The organism is Campylobacter sp. CN_NE2, assembly GCF_027797465.1.
Lineage (GTDB): Bacteria > Campylobacterota > Campylobacteria > Campylobacterales > Campylobacteraceae > Campylobacter_B.
Genome location: NZ_CP115608.1, coordinates 356,429 through 382,658 on the forward strand (window position 1 = coordinate 356,429; position 26,230 = coordinate 382,658).

Consider the following 26,230-nt stretch of genomic DNA (forward strand, 5'->3'; position numbering starts at 1 on the left):
TTATAGCACGAATTTTGCGACAAATTTTAAATAAAAACGGCGTTAGAATTTGCAAATTTCCACAAATTCTAACCAAATTTACAAAATCTCTTTAAAATCATATCCCGCATTTTTAAGCGCATAAGCAATGTCTTCTTGGTGATCTTTGCCTTTGGTTTCTAGCGTGATAGTTATAGCAGCATCGCCGTAATCAAGCTTAGTTGAAAATCTATCATAATCGATTTTAACAATATTTGCGTTTGCTTTTCGTAAGATTTCGGTTAAATTCATCAAAGCTCCTGGTTTATCCACAAGCGTTACGATAATTGTCATTTTGCGATGCGATTTGATTAGACCTTTTTCGATGATGATATTTAGCATTTGCACATCAATATTTCCGCCGCTTAGCACTATGCCGATTTTTGCGTTTTTTGGGTAGTTAAATTTAGCGTTCATCAAGGCAGCCACTCCCACAGCACCTGCACCTTCGACGATGATTTTTTGCTCTTCAAGCAGATATAAAATCGCACTAGCTATCTCTTCATCATCGACTTGCACAAATTCATCAACGCACTCTAATATCGTTTTTAGCGTGATTTTGCTTGTGTCTCGCACGGAAATTCCATCGGCGATCGTGCGAACGCTTTTTGAATTTATTGCTTCTTTTTTCTTGAAACTTTCATACATTGCAGGGGCGCCTTTTGCGCTAACGGCGATGATTTTTATATCAGGATTTATCTGTTTAGCGCAACTTGCAACGCCGCTTACTAGTCCGCCGCCGCCCACAGGCACAACCAAATACTCCAAATCAGCAACATCTTCAAGCATTTCAAGTGCGATTGTGCCTTGACCTGCTTGGACAAATTCGTCATCAAATGGATGAACAAAAGTTAGCCCTTGCTCTTTTGCGTATTCTAGCGCATAGGCGTAAGCTTCGTCGAAATTATCGCCTTTTAAGATGACTTCGCCGCCAAGAGCCTTTGTGCCACTTACTTTTAAAAGCGGAGTGGCTTCTGGCATGATGATGACGGCTCTGACGCCAAAATGTTTTGCCGAAATGGCAACGCCTTGTGCGTGATTTCCGGCACTGGCACAAATTACACCCTTAGCTTTTTCTTCTTCGCTAAGATGAGCGATTTTATTAAAAGCACCACGAATTTTGTAAGCTCCCGTTTTTTGCAAATTTTCATTTTTTAGATAAATTTCTGCTTCGTAAGCTTTGCTCATTTTTGGCGATAACGCAAAAGGCGTTTTATTTACAAAGCCCGAAATAGTGCGTTTTGCCTGAACTATTTTGTTTAAATCAACCATTATTTCCAACCTTTCAAATTTTTATATTCTACCATTATGCACTTGTTTTGAACGAAATTTATGCCGTTATTTTCGGCGATTTTTCCTGCTTCGTCGTTAAAAATGCCAAGCTGTAACCAAAGCGTATTTGCACCTTGCGCGATGACATCGCTTATCAACTCATTTGCAAATTCGCCTTTTCTAAACATAACGACAATGTCAATTTTATCATTAATTTCTTTTAAATTTCTATAAACTTTACGACCTAAAATTTCATCAAATTTAGGATAAATCGGAAAAATATTTAAATTTTGCGAAATTAAATATTTTGCCACGCGATTGCTATCTTTTTCTTCATCAGGGCTAAGTCCCACGATAGCGATATTTTTGGCATTTTTTAAAATTTCTTCTATCATTTTTTTATCCTTTCTAGCAAAACTCCGCACTCGATATGCTCGGTGTGTGCAAACTGATCAAAAATCGCAAATTTAGCGATTTTATGCGTATCGCAAAGCGATTGCAAATTTTGATAAAGCGTTTGTGGATTACACGAAATGTAAATGATATTTTCGTAATTTTTAATAAATTTAAGCACACTTTCATCAAGCCCGGCGCGTGGCGGATCGACTAAAATATGCGAAAAATCAAATTCGTTTAAATTTATATTTTGCTCTTTTAAACGGCGAAATTCGCGTTCGTTTTTAAATGCGCTCATTAAATCTTCGCTTGAAATTCGCACGAATTTAATATTTTTTACGCCGTTTATTTCGCAGTTTTTTAGGGCGTTTTTGATTGAATTTTTACTGATTTCGGTCGCTAGAACGCTTTTAAAATTCTCACTTAACGGGATTGTGAAATTTCCATGTCCGCAATACATTTCCAAAAAATCTCGCCCATCTCTCACACAACTTTTTGCCCAAGAGATCATTTTTTCATTTACGCTTCTATTTGGTTGCGAAAATGCCGTAGCTTCGTATGTGTAGCGATAAATTTTGCCTTTTATTTCAAATTCGTCGAATAAATTTTCGCCGCCAAAAACTAGCTTTTTACCGCGACTTCTTGCGATTAGTTTGATTTTTAGCAAATTTGCTAAATTTTCTAAATCATTTTTGATTTCAAAAATATCTTTATGATAAAGCAAAATCGCCATTAAATCATGCTTTGAAGCAACAAATTCTATGCCAAAAATTTTGCTTTTTAGATTACGATTTTCTTTTATCTTTGGCAAAATTTCGTTCATCAAATTTGCGATTTTTGGCTCGACTATGTGGCAATTTTTAATGATAACTTTTTCTTTGTCTAGCGAATTCATAGCAAAATTTAGCTCGTCGCCGTCATGATATAGTCCAAACTCAGCTCTGCTTCGATAGTTTTGCTCAGGCGAAGAAAAAAATTCAAACTCACCTTTATAAAATTCACTAAAAAGTGAGCGAATTTGCTCTTTTTTATGCAAAATTTGCTCACTATAAGGCAAATTTAGTGTGCAACTACCACAAATTCCAAAATGTTCGCAGTTCAACTAATCTACCTTTTTGCCGACTATTTTTAAAAGCAAAACAACACCAGTCATACCTAAAAGTAGCGATAACCAAACGCTAAGCCCAAACGCAACAGGCACGTAGCCAAGTAAAATGGTAATAGCTCCAACACTTAGCGCATAGACAAACTGTGTGCTAACATGCTCGATGTGATCGCAACCTGCGCCCATTGACGATAAAATCGTAGTGTCTGAAATAGGGGAGCAGTGATCGCCAAAAATGGCTCCTGTTAGCACACCGCTGATATTTACGCACATGTAGGCGTGAAGTTCGTTTCCATCAAGTCCATAGTGAGTGCCGACTGCATGGGCTAATGGAATTGCCAAAGGCATTAAAATTCCCATTGTGCCAAAGCTTGTTCCGGTTGAAAATGAGATAAATGAACCCAAAATAAATATCAAAATCGGTAGTAAAACTTTTGGCGTCGTATCTGAAAGCGCTTCGACAAGGTATTTTGCCGTGCCAAGATCTTTGATAACAGAGCTTAACGACCAAGCTAATAGTAAAATCACAACCGTGATAATCATAGTTTTCCAGCCGCCAACCCAAATCTCAATGCCTTCTTTTACGCCGTAAATTTTTTGCGAAATTCCCATTATAACGGCGACAAGCGAAGAAAATAGGGCAGCTTCAAATAACACCACAGAAGCATCTGCCCCGCCAAATGTTTCACGCAAAGCCATAAACGAAAGCGGTGCAGCTTTTACTGCTTCTAGCGTTTCGCCTTCAAGCGTTGCTAGACCGTTAAAATAAAATCCCACAAATGAAGCCACAATCATCACTAAAATCGGCACCAAAGCGTTTCGTTTGCGTAAAACAATGCCTTCTTTTGGCGTGAAAGTTTGTGAGTCTAAATTTGAGATTGTAAAGTGTTGTTTGTGTATTTCGCCAGATCTTGCTGCCATTTCAGCCTTATACATAGGTCCAAATTCTCTACTCATCAAGGCAGTGCAAAGCACGAAAAATAGCATAAAAATGTTATAAAATCTATACGGAATCGTTTCGATAAATACGCCAAATGCGTTAATGTCGGTTATGCCGATGATTTCGTAAGATGATTTTATAAGTGAAATTTCTAGTCCGATCCAAGTCGAAATAATCGCTAAGCCTGTAATCGGCGCAGCTGTCGCATCAATGATAAAAGCAAGTTTTGCGCGTGAAACTTTGAATTTATCGATAACCGGTTTCATAATCGGACCAACGATAAGTGCATTTGCATAATCATCAAAGAAAATTACAATTCCCATAAACCAAGTCGAAATTTGCGATAAAAGCGGAGTTTTAGCTCTTTGGCTAAGCCAAATGGCTAATGCTTTTGTTCCGCCCATTTTGGTGATAAGTCCGATTAAGCCGCCGATACAAAGTACTTGAAGCAAAATTCCGGCATTCCATGAATCAGCCATTGAGCTAATAACCCTAGCACAAAGGTCGGTAAAAGCCTTGATAAATGAGCTAAAAATTCCGTTTTCGCTAACGCTTATCATAAAAGTTCCGCTTAAAACGCCCAAAAGTAGCGAAAAAATAACATCTTTTGTGATAAAAGCCAAAACTATCGCCACAAGTGGCGGAATAAGCGTTAAAATGCCGAAAAATTCAGAATTTTTCGCAGCCAAATCTTCGTCACAAAATGCCAAAATAGGCAATAATAAAAATAAAAAAATCCTTTTCATATCTGCTCTTTCTTAAAATTTATGATTTTATTTTTTAAAAATTTGAAGCTTGTTTAGTTTGATTTGTCTCGCTCTCATAAAATTCCTCTTTTTGTATATTTTCTTTCAATCCTAAATTTTTTAGATATTGTATTGTTTCGTTATTTTCGCTCAAAATGGCATAATCAAGCGCATTTAAGCCAAAATCATCTAGCACAAATTCATTTGCTCCGTTTTTAACTAGCATTTCAGTTATATTTTTATCGCCAAATTCGGCTGCATGCATTAAAAGCGTTTTTGACGGTTCATTAAAAGCGCACAGGTTTTGATATGGTTCGTAATTACTTGAAATAAACGCCATTTTTTCGGTATTTGAAATAAGTTTTACATTTAATTTCGCGCCGTTATAGATAAAAAATTTAAGAAGTTCGGGATCATTTTTTTCTACAACATAAAAAATCGGCGTTAAACCAAAACTATTTTTGTAGTTCATATCGGCACCATTTGCGAGTAAAAATTTGATATTTTCAGGCGAATTTAGTGCAAAAAAGATTGAATTTTCATCACCGTAATTTACATTGGCACCACGGTCGATCAAAGCCTTCAAAATTTGAGTATTTTTGCCGTGCAAAAGTGCCGTATTTAACGCTGTTGTTAGCCCAAATTCACTACATTCGCAAGAAAAAATAAAATCTTTTATCTCATCGGCTTTGATATTTTTTTGGAGCAAAAGCTCTTCAATTTCACTAAATTGCAAATTTTCTTTGTGATTTTCAAATGCAAATTTCAAATATTCATTTAAGGCAGTTGTTGCGATAACTTTTGCATAGTTTTCATCAAAATCTTTTTTGAAAAATTCGGTTAAATTTACATTTGCGTTATCAAATTCGTTTTTAAATTTATCAAAAAGCATAAAATTTTTTATACTCTTATGCGACCAAACCTCATAGCGTTGCAAATTTGGTTTTTCTTGCGTTTTATCAAGCCCATTTTCATAAATTTTTGGTGCGATTGCTATAAAAGCTAATTTTTCTTGGAATTTTTTTTCATTTACGATTGCTGTGTTTCCTACGCAATCGATATTTTCGTTACGGATTTCTTTGCTTAGCCTATAAAGTTGTTTTAAAAATTTCAAATTTAAAAGCGAATTTTCACACTCAAAATTTGAGTTTAGATACACAAAATCATCTTTTGGATTTGCAACCATATTTACAAAATACGAATTTGGATCTTTTTGTATATCGTCGCATGTCGAGGCAAATAGCGAATTTGCTAAGATAAGTAAAAAAACCGAGAAGATAATTTTTTTCATATCAAACCTAAATTTTGAAACTAAAAACTATATTTTATCAAAAAAAAATATTTTTAAGCTTATAACATTTTTTAAATTTAAAAAAGCCGAAATTATGGAAATTTCGACTTTTATTTTTTTAAAAATTCGGCGAATTTAAAATATCAAATTTGCCGAATTTTGTAAATTTACAACGAAAAATTCTCAATTTCGTTGAAATTTAAATATCTATAAATTTGTGCTTCTTTGCCGTTAAGCTTTTTAGGCACGATTTCTAGGTATTCAGCCACGCTTGGAAGTCTGCCTAGCATCGCACAAACCGCTGCTAGTTCGGCTGAGCCTAGATAAACTTTTGCGCCCATGCCCATGCGGTTATCGAAGTTTCTTGTCGAAGTAGAAAATACTATCGCTTCATCACGCACTCTGGCTTGGTTACCCATACAAAGCGAACAACCAGGAACTTCCATTCTAGCTCCTGCTGCGCCAAATAGCGCGTAATATCCTTCGCTTCTAAGCTGTTTTTCGTCCATCTTTGTAGGCGGTGCTATCCATAGTCGAACAGGCACTTGACCTTCGCCTTTTAGCACTTCGCCAAGCGCTCTGTAATGCCCGATATTTGTCATACAGCTTCCCACAAAAACTTCATCGATATTTTTAGCTCTTTTTGGATCGCTTAAAATTTCGCTTAGTGTCGCTACATCGTCAGGGTCATTTGGACACGCTAAAATCGGCTCTTTTATATCATTTAGATTGATTTCAATCACTTCTGCGTATTTTGCGTTAGAATCTGCTTTTAGAAGTTCAGGGTTTTCTAACCATTTTTTCATTTTTTCTTTTCTGCGTTCAAGCGTTACGGCATTTTCATATCCGTCTTTTATCATCGCATCAATTAGCTCGATGTTTGATTTGATGTATTCAATCACCGGTTCTTTATTTAACGCAATGGCACACGCTGCTGCGCTTCGCTCAGCCGAAGCGTCGCTTAACTCAAATGCTTGTTCCACTTTTAAATTTTCCAAACCTTCGATTTCAAGCACTTTTCCTGCAAAAATATTTTTCTTACCCTTTTTCTCGACGGTTAATAAACCTTTTTTAATCGCATAGTAAGGGATTGCATTTACTAAATCTCTAAGCGTAATGCCTGGTTGCAACTCTCCCTTGAATCTAACAAGCACGGATTCTGGCATATTTAAAGGCATACTTCCTGTAACTGCTGCAAATGCGACTAGACCGCTACCTGCTGGAAAGCTAATGCCGATAGGAAATCTCGTGTGCGAATCGCCACCTGTGCCTACCGTATCAGGTAAAACTAGTCTATTTAGCCATGAGTGGATTACGCCGTCCCCTGGACGAAGTGCCACGCCGCCGCGGCTACTCATAAAATTTGGTAAGGTCTTATGCATAATCGCATCGCTTGGTTTTGGATAAGCTGCCGTGTGGCAGAAGCTTTGCATAACCATATCTGCACCAAAGCCAAGACTTGCTAGTTCTTTTATCTCATCTCTTGTCATAGGGCCAGTTGTATCTTGTGAGCCAACCGTGAGTGTGAGTGGCTCTACATACATACCTGCTCTTACGCCCTCTACGCCACATGCCCTACCTACCATTTTTTGGGCTAGTGTGTAGCCAACACTTTCGTCGCTTTTTGGTTGTTCCGGTTTTATGAAAATATTTTCGCTCTCTAAATTCAAACTAGCTCTTGCTTTCGCGCAAAGTCCCCTAGCGATGATAAGCGGAATTCGACCACCGGCTCGAATTTCATCTTCGATTGTGTTTGGTAGAAGTTTAAATTCGCTCACGCACTCGCCGTTTTTAAGAATTTTGCCTTGTAATGGATAAATTTCTATCTCATCGCCAGTTTCTAGTTTATCGACATTTGCGACAATCGGCAACGCACCGCTATCTTCTGCTGTGTTAAAGAAAATCGGAGCGATAGTCGAGCCGATGATTACGCCGCCTGTTTTTTTATTTGGAACACCTTTTATGTCTTCGCCGATATGCCATTGAACCGAATTCACGCCACTTTTACGGCTGCTTCCCGTTCCTACGACATCACCTACATAGACAACTTGGCGACCGCTTTTTTTAAGCTCTGCGATTTTTTCTAGGCTTCCTGGTTGGCGTTTTACTAGCATTGCATTTGCGTGAAGCGGAATGTCTGAGCGAGAAAAAGCTTCACTAGCAGGGCTTAGATCGTCAGTGTTTGTCTCTCCCGGGACTTTAAAAACGATACCTTTGATAAGCTCAGGAATTTTAGCTCTACTTAAAAACCACTCGGCATTTGCCCATGATTTTAGCACTTGCATTGCAAATTCGTTAGTTTTAGCTAGTTTTTCAACTTCGTTGAAATAATCATGCACGAAAATTGTATTACTAAGAGCCTTTGCAGCGGCACTTGCTACTTCTTTATCACTATTTTGCAAACAGGCAACCAGCACGATGACATTGTAACCGCCAAGCATAGTTCCTAGCATTTCGACAGCTCTTTTTTTGCTGATAACGGCGATTTCTAAGCCGTGATTTAGGATTTCATTTAAAAACTCAGCCTTGACTTTCGCGGCATCATCTACGCCCGGACTTACGCGATTTTCAAGCAAATCAGCGTAAAATTCGCTTTTGCTATCGCCGTTTTTTAGTAAGTCGCAAATTTCCTTTGTCTGTTCTGCGTTTAACGGCAGCGGTGGTATGCCTAGCTCCAAGCGCTCGGCAACATGTTTTTCATAATCTTGTAAAAAAGCCATATTTTTTCCTTAAAATAAAATTCAAAACTTAATATTTTACAAAAATAAAACATAATTTTTATTTATAAAAATGGTTAAGTAGGTTTTTTAAGTTTAAATTTAGCAAATTTGCACTCAAAATTCGTTAAATTTAGTAATATTTTATGTAAAATTATTTGTAAATTTAAATTCTCGCAAATTTTAGTCTAATCGAATTTAGCACCACGGTTACTGAGCTAAAACACATTGCAGCTGCGCCAAACATCGGTTTTAGCAAGACACCCCATAAAGGATATAAAATTCCTGCCGCCACAGGTATGCAGATGAGATTGTAAAAAAACGCCCAAAAAAGGTTTTGTTTTATCGTCGTCATGGTTTTTTGCGACAAATTTATCAAATAAGCCAAATTTCGCAAGTCGTTTTTGATAAAGATTATGTCCCCGGCACCTTTGGCGATGTCGCTACCCGAGTTCATCGCAACGCCTATGTCGGCGGTTTTAAGAGACGGAGCGTCGTTTATGCCGTCCCCTACGAAAAGGACTTTTTCGCTGTTTTTTAAATTTGCGATAAATTCGTATTTTTGGCTTGGCAAAACTTCGCTTATGATCTCATCTACGCCTAAACTTTTGCCGATGAAATTCGCTGTTTTGGCGTTGTCGCCTGTTAGCATTATGGTTTTTATGCCTTGATTTTTTAGCGTTTTTATGCACTCTACGGTTTCATCACGCAAAATGTCGCTAAGTGCCACAAAGCCCACGAATTCGGCATTTATCGCTACAAAAATCACGCCAAAGCCGTTAGATAAAAATTCATCTGCATTTTTTGGCATTTCAAATTCCACGCCGTTTTCATTTAAAAGCTCTTTATTTCCCGCTAGTAGCGTAAATTCGCCGTTTTGCGCCTTTATACCACGACCTAGTAAACTCTCAAATTCCCCGTCAAATTTAGCAAATTTAAGCCCTTTTTCTTTTGCAAATTTCACAATCGCTTTTGAAATTGGGTGTTCGCTAAGCATTTGCACGCTTGCGATTAGTGCGAGATTTTCATCGCTTAAATTTGTAAAATTTACAGAAATTTCGCCCCTGCTGAGTGTGCCTGTTTTGTCAAAAACGGCGATTTTCGTATCTTTTAAGATTTCTAAAACTTCCGGGTTTTTCACCAAAACGCCGTTTTTAGCGGCATTTGAAATAGCACAAACTATCGCAATGGGTGTAGCCAAACCCAAAGCGCAAGGGCATGAAATAATCAAAACGCAAATCGCGCAAAGTAAGCCGATATGGGCTTTTCCTGCGACTAGCCAAATCACAAACACGCAAACGGCGATAAAAATCACGCTTGGCACAAAGATATTTGCGATTTTATCGGCAAAGCGAGAAATCGGCATTTTTTTGCTTCCTGCTTCGCTTAGCAAATTTTTGATTTCAGCCAAAACGCTTTGGTGCGAAAATTTGGTGATTTTCACTTGCAAAATTCCTGCGACACTCACGCACCCAGCATTTACGCTGTCGCCCGTCTTTTTAAAAACGGCTAAGCTCTCACCGGTTATCAGGCTCGTATCGATTTCAGCTTCGCCACTTATGACTATGCCATCGCCCGGGATTTGCGCGCCGTTTTTTACTAAAACTTTATCGCCGGGTTTTAGTTCGTTAGCCAAAATTTCGCTTGTCGTGCCGTCTGGGTTAATCAAAACCGCCTTTTTTGGGCTTAAATCGATAAGTTTTTTAATGTAGTCGTTCGCTTTTAGTTTGCTTTGCTCTTCAAGGTATTTTCCAAGCAATATGAAAGCAATTATCATCGATGAAGAGCTAAAATACAAATTCGCCCACTCGTTTCCGCCCTTAAAATGGACAAAAATCGCACTTCCTAGCGAATACAAATACGCCGCAGACGAGCCAAGAGAGACCAGCACATTCATATCGTAGTTTTTGTTTTTAAGTGAGCCTAGCGCGTGGTAAAAAAAGTTTTTGCCACAAAAGCCAAGCACAACGGCACCTAAAATCGCACAGAGTAGGGCTTTTACGGCGAAGCTGAAATTTGTTTTCATCTCAATTAGCATTATAAAAGACGCTAAAATCACGGCTAAAACGAATTTAAAAAGCATATTTTTTAAATTTCGCGCCTTTTTGGCTTCCAGCTCTTCGTAGTTTGTGGCGATTTCGTAGCCTAGTTTTGTGATTTTTGCTTTTACGGCTTCAAGTGTGGCTTCATCACGCACTATAAATTCGCCAGAACCAGCCGTAAAACTGACATTTACACTCTCAACTCCGTCAATCTTGCGCGTAACTCGCTCGATTGCGTTCGAGCAATTCACGCAGGTCATTCCGACTATGTTTAGATTTTCTTTTTTTGACATTTAAATTTGAAAAATTCGCTAAATTTAGTCGATTTTTGCGACCACTTCGAAGCCTAGATCGCTTAAATCATTTTTAAAAGCTTCTGCGTTTTCTTCGTTTAAATTTACTTCGACGGTTTTATCTGCTACGCTAACGACGATTTCGCCGTAGTCTTCTTCTAAGCCGTTTTTTATACTTTTAGCGCAATTTTCGCAGTTTATGTTATTTACTTTAAATTTCATTTTTTGTCCTTTAAAAAATTTTTTTGAAATTGTATATCAAAAAGTTAAATATTTTTACAACATTTAAATTTTTATTTGTGGTTAAAATAAATACAAATTTGTTTATTTTATCATTGGCGATTGCCACGACTTGCCTAACGGCAAGTCTCGCAATGACAAATTTAAGCAAATCGAATTCCCAAATAATCGCATTACCAAAAATTTAAGCCAAATTTTGCTACAATCACAAGTTTTAAATTTTAAATTTACAAGGATTTTCATGGGAAGAGCGTTTGAGTATAGACGAGCTTCAAAAGAAGCTAGATGGGGAAAGATGAGCAAACTTTTTCCAAAACTCGGCAAAGCAATCACAATGGCAGCCAAAGAAGGCGGTAGCGACCCTGATATGAACCCAAAACTTCGCACCGCAATCGCCACAGCTAGGGCGCAAAATATGCCAAAAGACAATATCGACGCAGCGATAAAACGCGCTAGTGGTAAAGATAGCGTGGATATAAAAACTATCCATTATGACGGCAAAGCCCCACACGGCGCACTTGTCATCGTCGAGTGTGCCACAGATAACCCTACACGCACGGTTGCAAATATAAAATCGATTTTCAATAAAGCAAAAGGCGAGTTTTTGCCAAGCGGAAGCCTTAGCTTTATGTTTTCACGCAAGAGCGTTTTTGAAGTCAAATTTAGCGAAAATTTGGATATGGACGAGATCGAGCTTGAAATGATTGATTTTGGGTTAAGCGAAATCGAGCTAAACGAATTCGAAAACGACAAGGGCGAGACTGAAAAAACTATCACGCTTTATGGCGAGTATGAGAGCTTTGGCACACTTAACGAAGGTATCGAAAAAATGGGCTTGGAGCTTATCAGCGGGGCGTTAAAATTCGTGCCAAATAATAAACAATCTTTTAGTGACGAGCAGTTAGCCGACATAGAAGTTTTGCTTGACAAACTCGAAGAAGATGACGATGTTCAGGCAGTTTATACAAATATCGAATAAGGATTTAATATGAGAGAAGATTTGAAAATTTATGAAATAAATCAGTCTGAGTTAGCGAAATTTAAATTCGCCGTTATCAAAACCGAAAAAGGCGATATGAATTTGGAGCTTTTTGGCGATGAAGCGCCACAGGCTGTTACGAATTTTGCCTCGTTGGCAAACGACGGCTTTTACAAAGGGCTAAATTTCCACAGAGTTATCCCAAATTTTGTGATACAAGGTGGCTGTCCGTATGGCACAGGTACCGGAGGTCCCGGTTGGCGTATAAAATGCGAGTGCGTAGGGCAAAAACACAGACATTTGCGTGGAACGCTAAGTATGGCTCACGCAGGACGCGACACGGGCGGAAGTCAATTTTTCGTCTGCCACAGCCCACAACCGCACCTTGACGGCGTTCATACCGTGTTTGGGCAAATTTGCGACGAGCCGAGCCTAAAAGTGCTTGATAGTATCAGACAGGGCGACAAAATCGTAAATATCGAAATTAAAGAGAGTTTGTAGAATTTGCAAATTTGCATTTTGATTATTTTGAGTTTGGCGATTGCTTCGTTCGTTTCACTCGCTCGCAATGACAAAAAAAGCAAATTTGTTTAATCTGTCATTGCGAGACGGCGTAGTCGTCGTGGCAATCGCCAGTGGTTGATAAATCAAAAAATAAATTTGCCAAAAAAAGAGATTAAAGATAAAAAATGGTAGGCATAGATATAGTGCAAATTAGCAGAATATCGGCTCTAAAAGAAAAATTCGGCGAAAAATTTTTGCGTCGCGTTTTTTGCGATGATGAAATCGCTTTGATAAAAAGCGATGAAACTTTGGCAGGATTTTTCGCTGCCAAAGAAGCCTTTTCAAAGGCTCTTGGCACGGGCATTGGTGGCGAGTGTGGATTTTTGGATATAAAAATCGCAAAAACGCCAAAAGGTGCGCCGTTTTTTGAAATTTCACCAAATTTAAAAGCCAAATTTGGCATAAAAAACTCAGCTCTTAGCATTAGCCACGACGGAAATTTCGCCATCGCAGCGGTGATTTTGGAGCGCGAGAATTGACTTTTACCAAGTTAGTATTTCCGATTAATCCAAGTAGTAGATTTTTGTCAAATGAAGACTTATTAAATTCTATTGAAAAAACAAAACAAGAATTTAAAAAATTTAGAATATTTGTGTTTAAAGAGATTTTTATGATGTTTTGCACTTGCGTATGTGTGCCTTACATTGTGTTTTCTTATGTTAAATTTTTTGTAGATAATCCAGTTTTGCAAATGCTTTTTTTACCATATTTATATATGGTAGGATGGTTTCATTTAGGGAGAATTTTTCATAAAAATATTGACTACGAAAATTTTTTTTAAAGAAAATTTTGTAATTGAAGCTATAAAAAATATTGATAAAAATTTCGTATATGAAAAAGAAAGTTTTTTATATGATTATGATGAATTAAAAAATACGGGAATTGGCAAATATGCTTTATCCGATTTTATAAGTGGAAATTATAAAGGTTTAAATTTTAGATTTGCTGAATATTCTCGTTATAAAAATACACATGGTGCGATATTTTCTTGTGAATTTTACAAAGATTTTAAATATGATTTAAAAATTAAAAACAAAGAAATTTATAGTTATAAAATGAATTCTGATAAACTCGACGATACAGAATTTAACAAAATTTTTGATGTTGAAACGACCGACAAAACGGAAACTAGATTTTTGTTAAGTTTTAGTTTTATGGAGAGACTCTGTAAAATCAACGCAAATGAAAATTTTGGTTTTGTAAGTGCGGCGTTTAAAAACGGAAAATTTTATCTATTTTTAGAAAATAGTAAAAATCTTTTTGAACCTAGTTTCTTTTTTGCACCAAGTATCGCACAGGCTCATTATTTTAGAGATGAATTTTTAGAAATTCTCTCTGTTATCGACGAGCTAAATTTGACGCTAAATATCTACCCAAAAACCGTTTTGAAAAATCAAAAACTTACTCGTTAAATTCTTCTGCGATTTGCGCAGCAAGGCGGAGTTTTTGGCTATCAAAATGGGTATAAATTCGCGAAGTATTTAAACTAGCATGACCCAAAGCTTCTTGAACCAAAACCAAATCTTTTTGCTTTTTATAAAGCATTGTCGCAAAGGTGTGGCGAAGCATGTGGGCTCCGTTTTTTTCTTTGCGAATTCCAGCATTCATCAAAATAGCTTCAACGCTTCTGCTGACATAAGCCTGAGTTATCGGCGCTCCGTTTCGATTTATAAATAAATATCCGTCTTTATTGTTATAATTTATCGGCAAAGCCTTTAAATGCTCGTCTATTAGGTATTTTTTTATCATAACCGTGCGGTATTTGTTTCCTTTGCCACGAATTCGCAAAATGTATAAATCGCCGTCTTCGCTAATATCTTTTTTCTTCAAATTTAACGCTTCTCCGACTCTAATGCCAGTATAAATGATAATTTTGATAATAAGCTGATTTCTATGTGTATTTTTGCCAAAATCAGCCAAATCGATAGCTTCGATAAACCTTTTTATCTCATCTTCACTCATAAACTCAGGTAGTTTCACGCCACGACCACCGCCAACGCCACCCCAGTTTTTCAAAGTTATGCCAAAGTTATGCGAAGCGCCGTCAAATTCATTTTGTCGGTCGATAAATCCAAAAAAATTGATTACGGCTATGCGGTAGTTTTTTTTACTCGCATCGCTTAGTCCGCCTGTGATACTGGCTAAAATTTCACTCAAAAGTTCTTCGTCGATATTTTTTAGGCTTTTTAGGTTGTATTCGCAAAGCACGCTATAAAGCTTTTTTAATGGATTAAAATATGTATTTATGCCGGTTAGACCTGCATTTCTTGCCTGTTTTGCTAGAATTTCAAGTTCATTTATATTTTTTAGCTCCGAATTTAACGCCATATTTGTTTTTGTAAAAAGTTCATGGTTTTTTAGCTCTTTATTTGAGAGCGAACTAAGTTTAAATTTAACAAATCTAGTAAGCCAAAAAAGTAGTGACTTTTCAAAGCTCTCTTTGTAATCAAGTTCAAATTTCATTTTTTATCCCTTTCAAATATGACAAACGGCAGCGTTAGCGTATTTTTGATGATATTAAACGGAGTTGAGATTAGATCTTTTGCAACGCCTGTTTTGTATGTCGGTTTATCAAGCGTTCCGCGAATTTCGACGATTGTCGAAATCGTGCCGTCTTTGCCCAAAATAATGTGGTTCAGCAAAGGAATTTTACTTATAAACGAACTTGCGTCTTTTAAATATTTGATTTCTAAATCGATATTTATATTTTTATTTTTTAAATTTATCTCGCCACTTCCTGCAATATCAGCGCTCGTGCCTACAAAATCCATAGCTTCGATGATGATTTTTTCACCACTTCGTCTAAAATAGGCTTTTCCATTTTTAACGGTAAAACCCTTGTCGTTAAAATCCGGCGTTTTAAAGCTTAAAAGCGACGGGATTGAGTTTAAAAACGATAAAAGTTGTTGATATAAAACATAATCTTTCAAAAATGTATTTTGAATTTCGATTTCGCCTTTAAATTCGTTAGGATCGATTCCACTTGCTTTTAGGCTAAATACTCCGCTCTCAAAACTTTGGCTTCCAAGTAGTGAATTTATCGTTTTGCTTTCTATGTCGTTTGCTAGTGCTTGAAAAAGGTGTTTTTTGAGTTTAAGTTTAATATCGCCTTTTTCAAATTTGGCATCAATCTCGGTATCTGTGCCGTTTAATACGCCTTTGTAAGAAGTAAAATTTAGCGTTTTATTTAAATCTTTTAAGATTAAATTTGAATTTTGTCCATTAAAATTTATTTTATCGCTTAAATTTTCGGCGATTTTAACACCGCTATCGCCAAAATTTACGATAAAATCGGCATTATGAATATTTATCAAATTTTCATTTTTATCCATTTTAAAAGAGAGAATTTTACTTTCACTTTCCCCGCTTACGGAATTTGGCGTGATTTTTAGTTTAAGATTGTCGCTATTGTAGGCTTTGCCGTTTTTGTGTAAAATTCCAAAATCAAATTTTAAATTTTCTCCCAAAATATCGAAATTTGAAAAATCTTTTGTTGAAATTTTCAAATCCCCGCCTTTTATACCTAAATTTTTTAAAAACGGCGAAAACTGCACCAAATTTTCAAATTTTTTAACGCTTATGGTTGTGGTTTTGTCAAATTTAATATCTGTATTTAAAAACTGCGAACTTAAAATCGGAATATCCTTAAAATCGAGCTTTAATCTATCTTTTGCGTTTTTTAAATTTAGTATTTTTTTACCGCTGAAATTTATATTTAAACTATTTATAATAGCATTAAAATCGGCTTTTAAGTTGATTAAATCAAATTCTCCGTCTCCACTTAAATCAAAAATATCGCTTTTAAGATTTGAATCTTTTAAAATCATCTTTTCTTTGCCAAGCGTTAAATTTGCTTTTTTGCTCTTAAATGGAGCATCGGAGATGATGATATCGGCATCTTCGAGCCTTACAAAACCGCCAACTTTGACGCCCAAATTTATCAAATCAACATCTAAAATAACCCTGCCGTCGGTTTTTCCGTTTGTTTGATAAAGCGGTAAATTTATACCATAAGCCCCTAAAATCGCAACCAAATCGGTATCTAAAACCCCGTCTGTTTGTAAATCAAGCAACAAGCTTGGATTGTCGCTAAAAATTCGCCTTATGCTAACGCTGCTACCGAACATATTTTTGCCCTTAAAATAAGGGTTTTTAAGATAAAAGCTCAAATCGCCGTTATTTAGCGAAATATGCGCTTCATCGACATCTGCCGGTTCAATGCTTTCTTCAAATTTGATTTTTAAATTTTTAGCAAATGCGCTTCCTGTTAAATCATTTGGGAAAAAATCCCCCGAGCGTAAATTTAGCTTTCCGCGCAAATTTTCTATTGTGTATTCTTGTGCTACGATTTTACCGTAAATCCAGCTTTTAACTTCCGGGTGCAAATCGGTAATTTTGGCAAATTCGTCCATAAAATTTTTTAAACTTAATGCATGAACATCGTAAATTTCGTAATTTAACATATCGCCTACTATATCAAATTCGAATTTTCCGTCAAGTTCGTGAGAGCTAAAAACACCGTCGAATTTGTATTTGTTATGTTTTGTGTCAGTGGTTAGCTCGCCGCCTAAATAAAGGTTAAAATTTTTAAGTTCAAAATCGTTTAAAAAAAACTTTACTTCGCCGTCATCAAGCTCCGTAATTTTGGTATTTACACGCAATTCTTGATTGTCTATATAAAAAGTGTTATTTTTATAAAAAAGCGTAATATTTTGATCACCAAGATTTATATTTTTTATATCGATTTCTTGAAAAAATTTGCCTAGCGTTATGATTTTTTTACTTTGATTTACTAGGCTTTGTTGAATTTGAGCAAGATTTTTTTCTTCTTTTTCATCTTGTTTTTGCGATTTTGGAATTGTTAAATTTTCGATTTTTAGGATAATATTTTCATCTAGTTTTATAAAAAATTTATCCAAATTTGCACCTGAAAAGTGCAAATTTTCAAACTCTACGCCGTGTTTAAGAAGCAAAACAAGCACGACAAACAAAAGAGCTAATGCGATAAAAAATTTATAAAAAAAACGAAAAAAACTGCTCATAAATAAAAACCTTTTGCGTATAATAACTAAAATTTGTAAAATTTATTCAAACTTTTGCCGTTTTCGTGTATAATTTTGCCTAAATTTTCCGAATTTTTTCGGTTTTTTAAATTTAAACTTTGGATTTATTTATGAAATTTTTTAGATTTTTATGTTTTTTGATTGAAGCTATTTTGGTGGTTGTGGGTGTTTTTTTATCTGATTTAACGACAAAAATTCCAAACGAAAAAATAGTCGAAATCCCCGAAGGCTCGGCAGTCAAAATTCTTTCCGAACTTTCAAAAAAATATCCATATTTTACTAAATTTGATGCTAGAATTTTAGCTAGTTTTGGACATGCTAAGGCGGGAAGTTTCGAGCTTTCAGGCACGAATTTAGCTAAAATTGATTTTTTATATGAGCTAACAAAGGCTAAGCCCCTAATGCAAAGCTTTACGCTGATTCCGGGCGAGACGACCATCGTGTTTTTGAAAAATTTAGCAAAAGATCATAATTTTGATTTTGAAAAACTTCAAAGCGAATATAATGCGATTACGCCGTTTTATGAGGGTTTTTTAGTGCCTGAAACATATAAAATTTCAAAAGATGAAAACGAAGCAGGAATTATAAAACATTTGGTAAATTCTTCGCTTAAATTCCATGAAAATTTAAGCAAAGAAATTTTGGGAGATTTTAATATAACTGCTTGGCAAAGCGTGATAATCAAGGCTTCTGTTATTCAAAAAGAAGCTGCAAATGCTGATGAAATGCCGATTGTCGCATCTGTCATCGAAAATCGTTTAGCTAAAAATATGAAACTTCAAATGGACGGAACGCTAAATTACGGTGAGTATTCGCATATTAGGGTTACGCCTGAGCGAATTCGCACAGACACTAGCGAATTTAATACATACTTGCACGACGGATTACCAAAAAGTGCCGTTTGCACGGTCTCAAAAGACGCTATAAAAGCCGCTCTTAATCCTGCTACGACAGATTATCTATATTTTATGCTTGATCGCAAAAAAGGCGCACATGACTTTGCAAAAACCATCGCCGAACATCAAAGAAATGTAGCAAAAGCAAGAAAGTAGGGCAAAATGATAGTAAAAAGCGATTATTTTCCGCTATTTAACGATTTTGAAAATAACGGCAATATTAAAATTGAAAAAGTTTTGGAATTTTTTGAAAATTCCGGCGGAATTCACTCTGATTTGGTCGGAAATAGTATTTCAAAAATGCTAGAAAACGGAAAAAGCTGGGTTTTAAATGAGTGGAATATTGAGATTTTAAAATATCCAAAAAACGGCGAAGCTAAATTTGAAGTTAAAACTTGGATTTTACCGCGACAATCGCCACTTTATAGTATTAGGGAGTATGAGCTTTGTGCTCAAAATGAAGTTTATATAAAGGGTAGTTCTAAGTGGATTTTGTTTGATTTGATAAATTCAAAAATTGGCAAAATCGATAAATCTTTAATCGATATGTATGAGCCTGAAAGCGTTGATACTAAATTTGAAGTTAAAAAAATAGAAATTCCACAAAATTTTGATACCAAAACCGCTATAAATGTCCGAAAAAGCGACATAGACATAAATAACCATGTCCATAATACGCTTTATTTGCACTTTGCGTATGAAGCTTTGCCTGATGAAATTTATAAAAATATGAATTTTTCAAAAATTAGAATTTCATATAAAAATAGTATAAAATTTGGCGAAAAAATCATCTGCAAATATGCAAAAGCCATAAATTCGCATATCGTGGCAATTTATAATGATAAAGATAGTTTAAAAGCGATTTTGGAATTTGTTTAATTTGGATAATTTTAGACTTAAATATTACTTAAATTCAAATTATCATTTTTAATTAAATAGTTGTTTTATGTAAAAATTGATAGAATTTAAAAATTTTTAGTTGCAAAGGAGAAATTATGAGCGACATTATTTACACCTACACGGATGAAGCCCCTGCGATGGCGACTTTCTCGCTATTTCCTATTATTAAACGATTTTTAAAAAGTGCAAATGTTGATATTGAGATGATGGATATTTCACTTGCGGGTAGGGTTTTAGCAAATTTTGCTGATTATTTAAAACCTGAACAACAAATCCCTGATTTTTTGAAAATTTTGGGCGATATGACAAAAGAAAAAAGCGCAAATATCATAAAACTGCCAAATATTTCGGCTTCCGTGCCACAGCTTGTTGCTTGTATAGATGAGCTAAGAAGCAAAGGTTTTATGGTTCCAAACTATCCTAGTGAGCCAAAAGACGAAAAAGAAAAAGATATTTTTGCTCGTTATCAAAAAGTTTTGGGAAGCGCTGTAAATCCTGTTTTACGCGAAGGAAATTCAGACAGAAGAAGCGCAAAAGCAGTAAAAGAATACGCAAAAGCAAATCCGCACAGAAACGGAAAGTGGGATAAAGATACCAAAACAGAAGTTTTAGCGATGAGCGAAGGCGATTTTTATGCAAATGAAAAATCGCATATTTTTGCTGACGCTACGACCTTAAATGTCGAATTTACAAATAAAAACGGAGAGAAAAAGCTCTTAAAAACGCTACCTGTAAAGAAAAATGAAGTTATCGATGCGACATTTATGAGTGCGAAAAAACTTGATGAATTTATCGCTAAAAGCATTGATTATGCCAAAGAAAAAGGGCTTTTATACTCTGTTCATTTAAAAGCAACGATGATGAAAGTTAGCGATCCTGTGATGTTTGGACATTTTGTTAAAATATTTTTCAAAGAAATTTTTGAAGAGTTCAAAACAGAACTTGCAAATGTCGGTGTAAATGAAAACAACGGCATGAAAGACTTTTTCGCAAGAATCGAAAATTTGCCTTGTGACGAGTGCAAAAAGAAAATTTTAGATAGATACAACGAAATTCTAAATTTAAGACCGGAAATTTCAATGGTCGATAGCGATAACGGCATTACAAATTTGCATGTTCCAAGCGATGTCATAATTGACGCTTCAATGCCTGCGATGATAAGAAATAGCGGAAAACTTTGGAATAAAAATGGCGAAACAAAATTCACACTAGCCGTGATTCCTGATCGCTCTTATGCTTTGATTTATCAGGCAATGGTAAATGATTTAAAACAAAACGGAGAGCTAAATCCTGCTGCGATAGGCACGGTTTCAAATGTCGGTCTTATGGCTCAAAAAGCCGAAGAATACGGAAGCCATGATAAAACTTTTATTATGAGCGAAGACGGCGAAATTTGCATTAAAGATGAAAAAGGCAATGAAATTTTTAAATTTGCACTTGAAAAAGGCGATATTTTTAGAATGACACAGGCAAAAGATGAGCCTATTAAAAACTGGATAAAATTAGCCGTAAATCGTGCGAAATCAACAGGAGCGAAAGCTATTTTTTGGCTAGACAAAAACCGCGCTCACGATATGAATATCAAAAAAATCGTTGAGAGCGAACTTAAAAATTATGATTTAAGTGGGCTTGATATTGAAATTTGCGATCCTTATGACGCGATTATCAAATCAAACGCAATCATTAGAAGCGGAAAAGACTGCATTAGCGTAACGGGAAATGTTTTGAGAGATTATTTGACAGATTTATATCCGATTTTAGAGCTTGGAACTAGCGCAAAAATGCTCTCAATTGTGCCTTTACTAAATGGCGGCGGTTTGTTTGAAACTGGTGCTGGTGGTTCTGCGCCAAAAATCGCAATCCAAATTCCAAAAGAAAATCACTTGCGTTGGGATAGTTTGGGCGAATTTTTAGCTCTTGCTGTAAGTTTAGAACATTTAGCTGAAATCAAAAACTCTGGTGATATAAAAATATTTGCAGATACCCTTGATAGCGCTGTTTCAACTTGGCTTAAAAATGATAAAGCTCCACGCAAAAACGCAGGTGAGCCTGATAATAGAACAAGCCATTTTTATTTGGCGATGTATTGGGCTGATGAGTTATCAAAAACCAAATTTAAAGGCGATTTTGAAAATTTAGCTAACGAATTAAAAGCAAATGAAGAAAAGATTATGAACGAGCTACTTGGCGTTCAAGGCAAAGCTGTGGATATGGGCGGTTATTATATGTTTGATGAAAACAAAGCAAACGCAGTTATGAGACCAAGTGCTACGCTAAATAAAATTATCGACTAGATTTGAAATTTGGGGAAAAGATGAAAATAGGCATTATCGGAGCAGGTAATATCGGTGCAAATGTCGCATACGGATTGATTTGCTCCGAATTTAGCGATAAAATTTCACAAATCGCACTTGTTGATATAATCGAAAATTTAGCAATCGGCAAGGCATTTGACTTATCACATGCTAGTGCCGTTTTTGAAAAAGATATAAAGGTTATCGGCGGAAGCGATTATGCGATTTTAAGCAGTTATGACATAGTCGTTATAACGGCAGGGCAAACACGAAAAGCAGGGCAAAGCAGGGAAGATTTACTAAAAATAAATGCAAAAATAGTTAGCGAAATCTCTGCTAAAATTGCCAACATCGCACCAAATTCGGTTATTATCTTAGTTACAAATCCGCTTGATTTTATGGTTTATACAGCTTACAAATCAAGCGGATTTCCTAAAAATCGAGTTATTGGCATGGCGGGAGAACTAGATAGCGCTAGACTTAAATGTGAAATTTCAAATTTGAAAAATGAAAAAATTTCACAAATAAAAGCTAGTGTTGTGGGCTTTCATAACGATAAAATGGAAATTTTAAAAGACGAAATTTTTATAGATAATAAAAAAGTCGAATTTAGCAATAAAGAATTCGATGAAATCTCGCAAAGTACTAAAAATTGTGGTCCAAAAATCGTAAATTTGCTAGGTACTTCTGCGTTTTTAGCCCCTGCTAGCGGGATTGTTAAAATCATAAAACAAATTATGACAGAAGAAGATAAAACGCTTATTTGTAGTGTTATTGATGAAAGCGAAGTTCCTTGCGGAAGATTTGTAAAACTTAGAAAATTCGGTGTAAAAGAGATTTTGAAATTTAATTATTCGCAAAATTTTACGCAAAATTTTGCATATTTTAAAGAAAAAATAAAAAATATTGAAATAAAAACTCAAAATAAGGAGACAAAATGATTGAACAAAATGTCGCCGTATGGGTTGATGAAGCGCGTTGCAAAGCTTGTAACATTTGCGTTAGCTACTGCCCAAGCGGAACTTTGGCTATGAGAGAAGATCAAAATGCTATCCAAGGCATGATGATCGAAGTTATCGACCCTAGCACCTGTATCGGTTGCAGGGAGTGCGAGAACCACTGCCCTGATTTTGCGATTTATGTTGCAGAAAAAGGCTTTAAATTCGGCAAATTAACGCCTGAGAGCAAAGCTTTGGCTGAAAAAATCAAAGCAAATAACTTTATGAAACCAAAGGAATAACCGATGAGAGAAGTTATATCAACAGGAAATATTTTAGCGGCAAAAGCTGCTGTTGAGTGCGGATGTAATTTTTTCGGCGGTTATCCGATTACTCCGTCAAGCGAAGTTGCTCACGAGATGAGTAAATTATTGCCACGCGCAGGTGGTAGATTTATCCAAATGGAAGATGAAATTTCAGGAATTTCGGTTGCATTAGGAGCTGCTATGAGCGGTGCAAAAGCGATGACGGCAAGCTCTGGTCCTGGAATTTCACTAAAATCAGAGCAAATTGGTCTAGCGTTTATCGCTGAAATTCCACTTGTTATCGTAAATGTTATGCGTGGCGGTCCATCAACAGGTCTTCCAACTCGCGTTGCACAAGGCGATATTTTACAAGCAAAAACTCCAAGCCACGGCGATTACCAAAGTATCGCTTTATGTCCTGGATCATTAGAAGAAGCTTACACTGAAACCGTTAGAGCTTTTAATTTGGCGACTAAATTTATGACGCCTGTTTTCTTGCTACTTGATGAAACGCTAGGACATATGCAAGGTAAAGCTAATATCCCTGAAATCGCTGATTTAAAAATCGAGCAAAGAGCCGAATTTAACGGAGATCCAAAAGATTATAAACCTTATAAAGCCAATAGCGATAAACCGGCAGTTTTGAATAAATTTTTCAAAGGTTATCACTACCATGTAACAGGTCTTCATCACGGCGATACGGGCTTTCCGACAGAAAACGGCGAAATGGTTGATTATAATATTAAAAGATTATTTAATAAAATCAACGCTCACGCTGATGAAATCGCGCTTTACGAAGAATACAAACTTGATGATGCCGAAATTTGCATTATAGCTTATGGAAGCGTAAGTCGCTCAGCAAAAGCTGCTATCGATAAACTTAGAAGCGAAGGCGTAAAAGTAGGGCTATTTAGACCTATTACTTTGTGGCCAAGCCCTGAGAAAAAGCTAAAAGAAATCGGTAAAAAATTTAAGAAAATTTTGGTTGCCGAGTTAAATTTAGGTCAATATTTAGAAGAAATTCAAAGAGTAACTTTAAGAGATGATTTCAAAACTCTACTTAAAGCAAACGGCAGACCGCTAAGCCCGTCTGAGATTATCGAAAAAGTTAAGGAGTTTTAAAATGGCGTTTAATTACGATAAATATTTGAGAGTTGATAAAATGCCGACACTTTGGTGTTGGGGTTGTGGCGACGGCGTTATCCTAAAAAGTATCATTAGAGCGATTGACAAAATGGGCTGGAATATGGACGATGTCTGCGTTGTTAGCGGTATTGGTTGTAGCGGTAGAATGTCAAGCTATATTGATTGTAACACCGTTCATACTACGCACGGAAGAGCCGTTGCATACGCAACAGGAATAAAACTAGCAAATCCTGATAAGCATGTTATCGTTGTTACAGGCGATGGCGACGGACTAGCGATTGGCGGAAACCATACGATTCATGGTTGCAGACGAAATATCGGTCTAAATCATATTTTGGTAAATAACTTTATCTATGGTCTTACAAATTCGCAAACAAGCCCTACTACGCCAAAAGGCTTTTGGACTGTTACAGCTCAATACGGAAATGTCGATCCAAATTTTGACGCTGCAAAACTTGCAATAGGCGCAGGAGCTACATTTGTAGGTCGCCAAAGCGTTTTAAATCCAAATGCGCTTGAAAAACTTTTTGTTGAAGGTTTTTCACACGACGGATATAGCTTTTTTGACATTTTCTCAAACTGCCACATAAATTTGGGTCGTAAAAACAAAATGGGCGAAGCTACAAAAATGCTTGATTGGATCGATAAACGCACTATTTCAAAGGTAAAATTTGAGGCTATGAGCGAAGAAGAACGCAAAGGGCTATTCCCGCTTGGCGTGTTGCATAAAGATGATTCGCATATCGAATACACAAAAGCTTACCAAAAAGTCATCGAAGCAGCACAAAACAAAACAGCTATAAATTTTGAGGAGATAAAATGAACCAGTTAAGATTTGTAGGCGTTGGCGGTCAAGGCGTTATCCTAGCAGGAGAAATTCTAGCTGCCGCTAAAATCGCAAAAGGCGGTTACGGCGTAAAAGCTTCGACATATACTTCGCAAGTGCGTGGCGGTCCGACAAAAGTTGATATTATTTTAGATGACAATGAAATTTTGTATCCTTATGCAAATGACGGCGAGATTGATTTTATGATCGCGACTGCTCAAAGCGGTTATAATCTTTATAAATCAGATGTTAAAGAGGGCGGAATCGTCGTAATCGAGCCAAATTTGGTAAAACCGACAGATGAAGATCGTAAAAAATTCAAAATTTACGAAATTCCAATTATTACAATCGCAAAATACGAAGTCGGAAATGTGATTACTCAAAGCGTTGTTGCTCTCGCAATCGCCGTTGAATTTACAAAATGTATGGAAGCCAATGTCGTAAAAGAAGAGATGCTTTCAACCGTTCCTGAAAAGACAAAAGCGGTAAATGAAAAGGCGTTTGATTTGGGAACTAAATACGCGAAAGAAGCTTTAAAAGCTTAAATTTATTTTGAAAGCTCGGTAAATTCGGGCTTTCAAATTTTTTATTTTTTTAATACAATATTTATCTTATTTAGCTAAAATTACAAAATATTTTTTATTTTTAGGAGAAAATTTAATGGCAAAATTGTTAGTTTATGCTACAAAAGGTGGCGATACAAAAGTAGTTGGCGAATATATCGCAAATAAGCTTGGCTTTGAAGCAAAAGAAGCAAAAGATTTAACAAGCGATGATTTAGCAAATGCAAATGCACTTGTTTTGGCAGTTTCAACACACGGCGATGGTCAAATTCATGCTAAATTTGATGATAAACTTGATTTGCTAAATTCTACTGATTTGGGTGGCAAAAAAGTCGCTCTTGTAGGTGTCGGAAATCAAGAAAGACACCCTGATGATTTTTGTAGTGGTTTAGCAGCTTTCTTGCCTGTGCTAAAAAAAGCAAATTTAGTTGGTCTTTGGGGTGCGGAAGGTTATAAATTTAACTACTCACGCGCGTTTATAAACGGCAAATTTGTTGGTCTTACAATCGACTTTAAAGGCGATAAAGAGTGGCAAAATAGAGCCGATAAATGGATAAGCGAATTCAAAAACGAATTCTAATTTTTTTAAATTTAGCCCCAAAAATAGGGGCTAAATTCTCATTTTAAATCAAAAAAATTATAAATTTTTAGTCCGTATTATGAATTTATTATGAATATTTTTATATAATCGATTTT

23 protein-coding genes are annotated in these 26,230 nt (G+C 36.0%); 13 read left to right on the forward strand and 10 right to left on the reverse strand.

Annotation, left to right across the window (positions count from 1 at the left end; all coding sequences use genetic code 11):
• Nucleotides 1-78 precede the first annotated feature (78 nt).
• From ilvA to PF028_RS01875, 8 genes are all read right to left on the reverse strand, one after another.
• Nucleotides 79-1,290, reverse strand: coding sequence for a threonine ammonia-lyase (gene ilvA / locus PF028_RS01840; RefSeq protein ID WP_270861285.1), 1,212 nt, complete (start codon nt 1,288-1,290; stop codon nt 79-81).
• Nucleotides 1,290-1,685, reverse strand: coding sequence for a CoA-binding protein (locus tag PF028_RS01845; RefSeq protein ID WP_270861286.1), 396 nt, complete (start codon nt 1,683-1,685; stop codon nt 1,290-1,292). The genes ilvA and PF028_RS01845 overlap by 1 nt, the downstream gene beginning before the upstream one ends.
• Nucleotides 1,682-2,788, reverse strand: coding sequence for a tRNA (uridine(54)-C5)-methyltransferase TrmA (gene trmA / locus PF028_RS01850; protein ID WP_270861287.1), 1,107 nt, complete (start codon nt 2,786-2,788; stop codon nt 1,682-1,684). Before trmA ends, PF028_RS01845 begins: the two co-directional genes overlap by 4 nt.
• The gene (locus tag PF028_RS01855; RefSeq protein ID WP_270861288.1) at nt 2,789-4,477 is read right to left on the reverse strand and encodes a Na+/H+ antiporter NhaC family protein; all 1,689 of its coding nucleotides are present in this window, start codon (nt 4,475-4,477) and stop codon (nt 2,789-2,791) included. It abuts the gene before it with no gap.
• 34 nt (nt 4,478-4,511) lie between these two features.
• A complete protein-coding gene (locus PF028_RS01860; RefSeq protein WP_270861289.1) occupies nt 4,512-5,768 on the reverse strand; it encodes an ankyrin repeat domain-containing protein in 1,257 nt (418 codons plus the stop codon).
• Between the two features lie 167 nt (nt 5,769-5,935).
• Entirely contained in the window at nt 5,936-8,488 is a 2,553-nt protein-coding gene (locus PF028_RS01865; RefSeq protein ID WP_270861290.1) for a bifunctional aconitate hydratase 2/2-methylisocitrate dehydratase, read from the reverse strand.
• A gap of 163 nt (nt 8,489-8,651) precedes the next feature.
• Entirely contained in the window at nt 8,652-10,820 is a 2,169-nt protein-coding gene (locus PF028_RS01870) for a heavy metal translocating P-type ATPase (RefSeq protein ID WP_270861291.1), read from the reverse strand.
• 24 nt (nt 10,821-10,844) lie between these two features.
• A complete protein-coding gene (locus PF028_RS01875; protein ID WP_270861292.1) occupies nt 10,845-11,042 on the reverse strand; it encodes a heavy-metal-associated domain-containing protein in 198 nt (65 codons plus the stop codon).
• 259 nt (nt 11,043-11,301) lie between these two features.
• Between PF028_RS01875 and PF028_RS01880 the strand changes: the two genes are divergently transcribed.
• The 4 genes from PF028_RS01880 (at nt 11,302) to PF028_RS01895 (ending at nt 14,015) form a co-directional block, all read left to right on the forward strand.
• Entirely contained in the window at nt 11,302-12,039 is a 738-nt protein-coding gene (locus PF028_RS01880; RefSeq protein ID WP_270861293.1) for a YebC/PmpR family DNA-binding transcriptional regulator, read from the forward strand.
• Nucleotides 12,040-12,048: 9 nt separating this feature from the next.
• Nucleotides 12,049-12,540 carry a peptidylprolyl isomerase gene (locus PF028_RS01885; RefSeq protein ID WP_270861294.1) on the forward strand — a complete coding sequence of 164 codons (492 nt, stop codon included), beginning with the start codon at nt 12,049-12,051 and terminating at the stop codon, nt 12,538-12,540.
• A 188-nt stretch (nt 12,541-12,728) separates the two neighbouring features.
• Nucleotides 12,729-13,082: a holo-ACP synthase gene (acpS, locus tag PF028_RS01890; RefSeq protein ID WP_270861295.1), complete on the forward strand. Its 354-nt coding sequence runs from the start codon at nt 12,729-12,731 to the stop codon at nt 13,080-13,082.
• A gap of 279 nt (nt 13,083-13,361) precedes the next feature.
• A complete protein-coding gene (locus tag PF028_RS01895) occupies nt 13,362-14,015 on the forward strand; it encodes a DUF3137 domain-containing protein (RefSeq protein WP_270861296.1) in 654 nt (217 codons plus the stop codon).
• On the opposite strand, the gene PF028_RS01900 is transcribed toward PF028_RS01895, so the two are convergent.
• Nucleotides 14,005-15,066, reverse strand: a complete 1,062-nt coding sequence (locus PF028_RS01900; RefSeq protein WP_270861297.1) for a tyrosine-type recombinase/integrase — start codon at nt 15,064-15,066, stop codon at nt 14,005-14,007. The genes PF028_RS01895 and PF028_RS01900 overlap by 11 nt on opposite strands.
• Entirely contained in the window at nt 15,063-17,645 is a 2,583-nt protein-coding gene (locus PF028_RS01905; RefSeq protein WP_270861298.1) for a YhdP family protein, read from the reverse strand. Before PF028_RS01905 ends, PF028_RS01900 begins: the two co-directional genes overlap by 4 nt.
• Before the next feature lie 131 nt (nt 17,646-17,776).
• Between PF028_RS01905 and mltG the strand changes: the two genes are divergently transcribed.
• The 9 genes from mltG to PF028_RS01950 all read left to right on the forward strand — a co-directional run bounded on the left by mltG (nt 17,777) and on the right by PF028_RS01950 (nt 26,114).
• Nucleotides 17,777-18,718 carry an endolytic transglycosylase MltG gene (gene mltG / locus PF028_RS01910; RefSeq protein ID WP_270861299.1) on the forward strand — a complete coding sequence of 314 codons (942 nt, stop codon included), beginning with the start codon at nt 17,777-17,779 and terminating at the stop codon, nt 18,716-18,718.
• 6 nt (nt 18,719-18,724) lie between these two features.
• On the forward strand, nt 18,725-19,441 hold the full coding sequence (locus PF028_RS01915) for an acyl-[acyl-carrier-protein] thioesterase (protein ID WP_270861300.1): 717 nt from the start codon (nt 18,725-18,727) through the stop codon (nt 19,439-19,441).
• 116 nt (nt 19,442-19,557) lie between these two features.
• On the forward strand, nt 19,558-21,756 hold the full coding sequence (locus PF028_RS01920) for an NADP-dependent isocitrate dehydrogenase (protein WP_270861301.1): 2,199 nt from the start codon (nt 19,558-19,560) through the stop codon (nt 21,754-21,756).
• A 20-nt stretch (nt 21,757-21,776) separates the two neighbouring features.
• A complete protein-coding gene (locus PF028_RS01925) occupies nt 21,777-22,697 on the forward strand; it encodes a lactate/malate family dehydrogenase (RefSeq protein ID WP_270861302.1) in 921 nt (306 codons plus the stop codon).
• A complete protein-coding gene (locus tag PF028_RS01930; protein ID WP_270861303.1) occupies nt 22,694-22,996 on the forward strand; it encodes a 4Fe-4S binding protein in 303 nt (100 codons plus the stop codon). Before PF028_RS01925 ends, PF028_RS01930 begins: the two co-directional genes overlap by 4 nt.
• Nucleotides 22,997-22,999: 3 nt before the next feature.
• Nucleotides 23,000-24,121 (forward strand): 2-oxoglutarate synthase subunit alpha, encoded by a 1,122-nt coding sequence (locus PF028_RS01935; RefSeq protein WP_270861304.1) that lies wholly within the window; start codon nt 23,000-23,002, stop codon nt 24,119-24,121.
• A 1-nt stretch (nt 24,122) separates the two neighbouring features.
• Nucleotides 24,123-24,968: a 2-oxoglutarate ferredoxin oxidoreductase subunit beta gene (locus tag PF028_RS01940; RefSeq protein ID WP_270861305.1), complete on the forward strand. Its 846-nt coding sequence runs from the start codon at nt 24,123-24,125 to the stop codon at nt 24,966-24,968.
• Nucleotides 24,965-25,516: a 2-oxoacid:acceptor oxidoreductase family protein gene (locus PF028_RS01945; protein WP_270861306.1), complete on the forward strand. Its 552-nt coding sequence runs from the start codon at nt 24,965-24,967 to the stop codon at nt 25,514-25,516. Before PF028_RS01940 ends, PF028_RS01945 begins: the two co-directional genes overlap by 4 nt.
• A gap of 115 nt (nt 25,517-25,631) precedes the next feature.
• A complete protein-coding gene (locus PF028_RS01950) occupies nt 25,632-26,114 on the forward strand; it encodes a flavodoxin domain-containing protein (RefSeq protein WP_270861307.1) in 483 nt (160 codons plus the stop codon).
• The last annotated feature ends 116 nt before the right edge of the window (nt 26,115-26,230 follow it).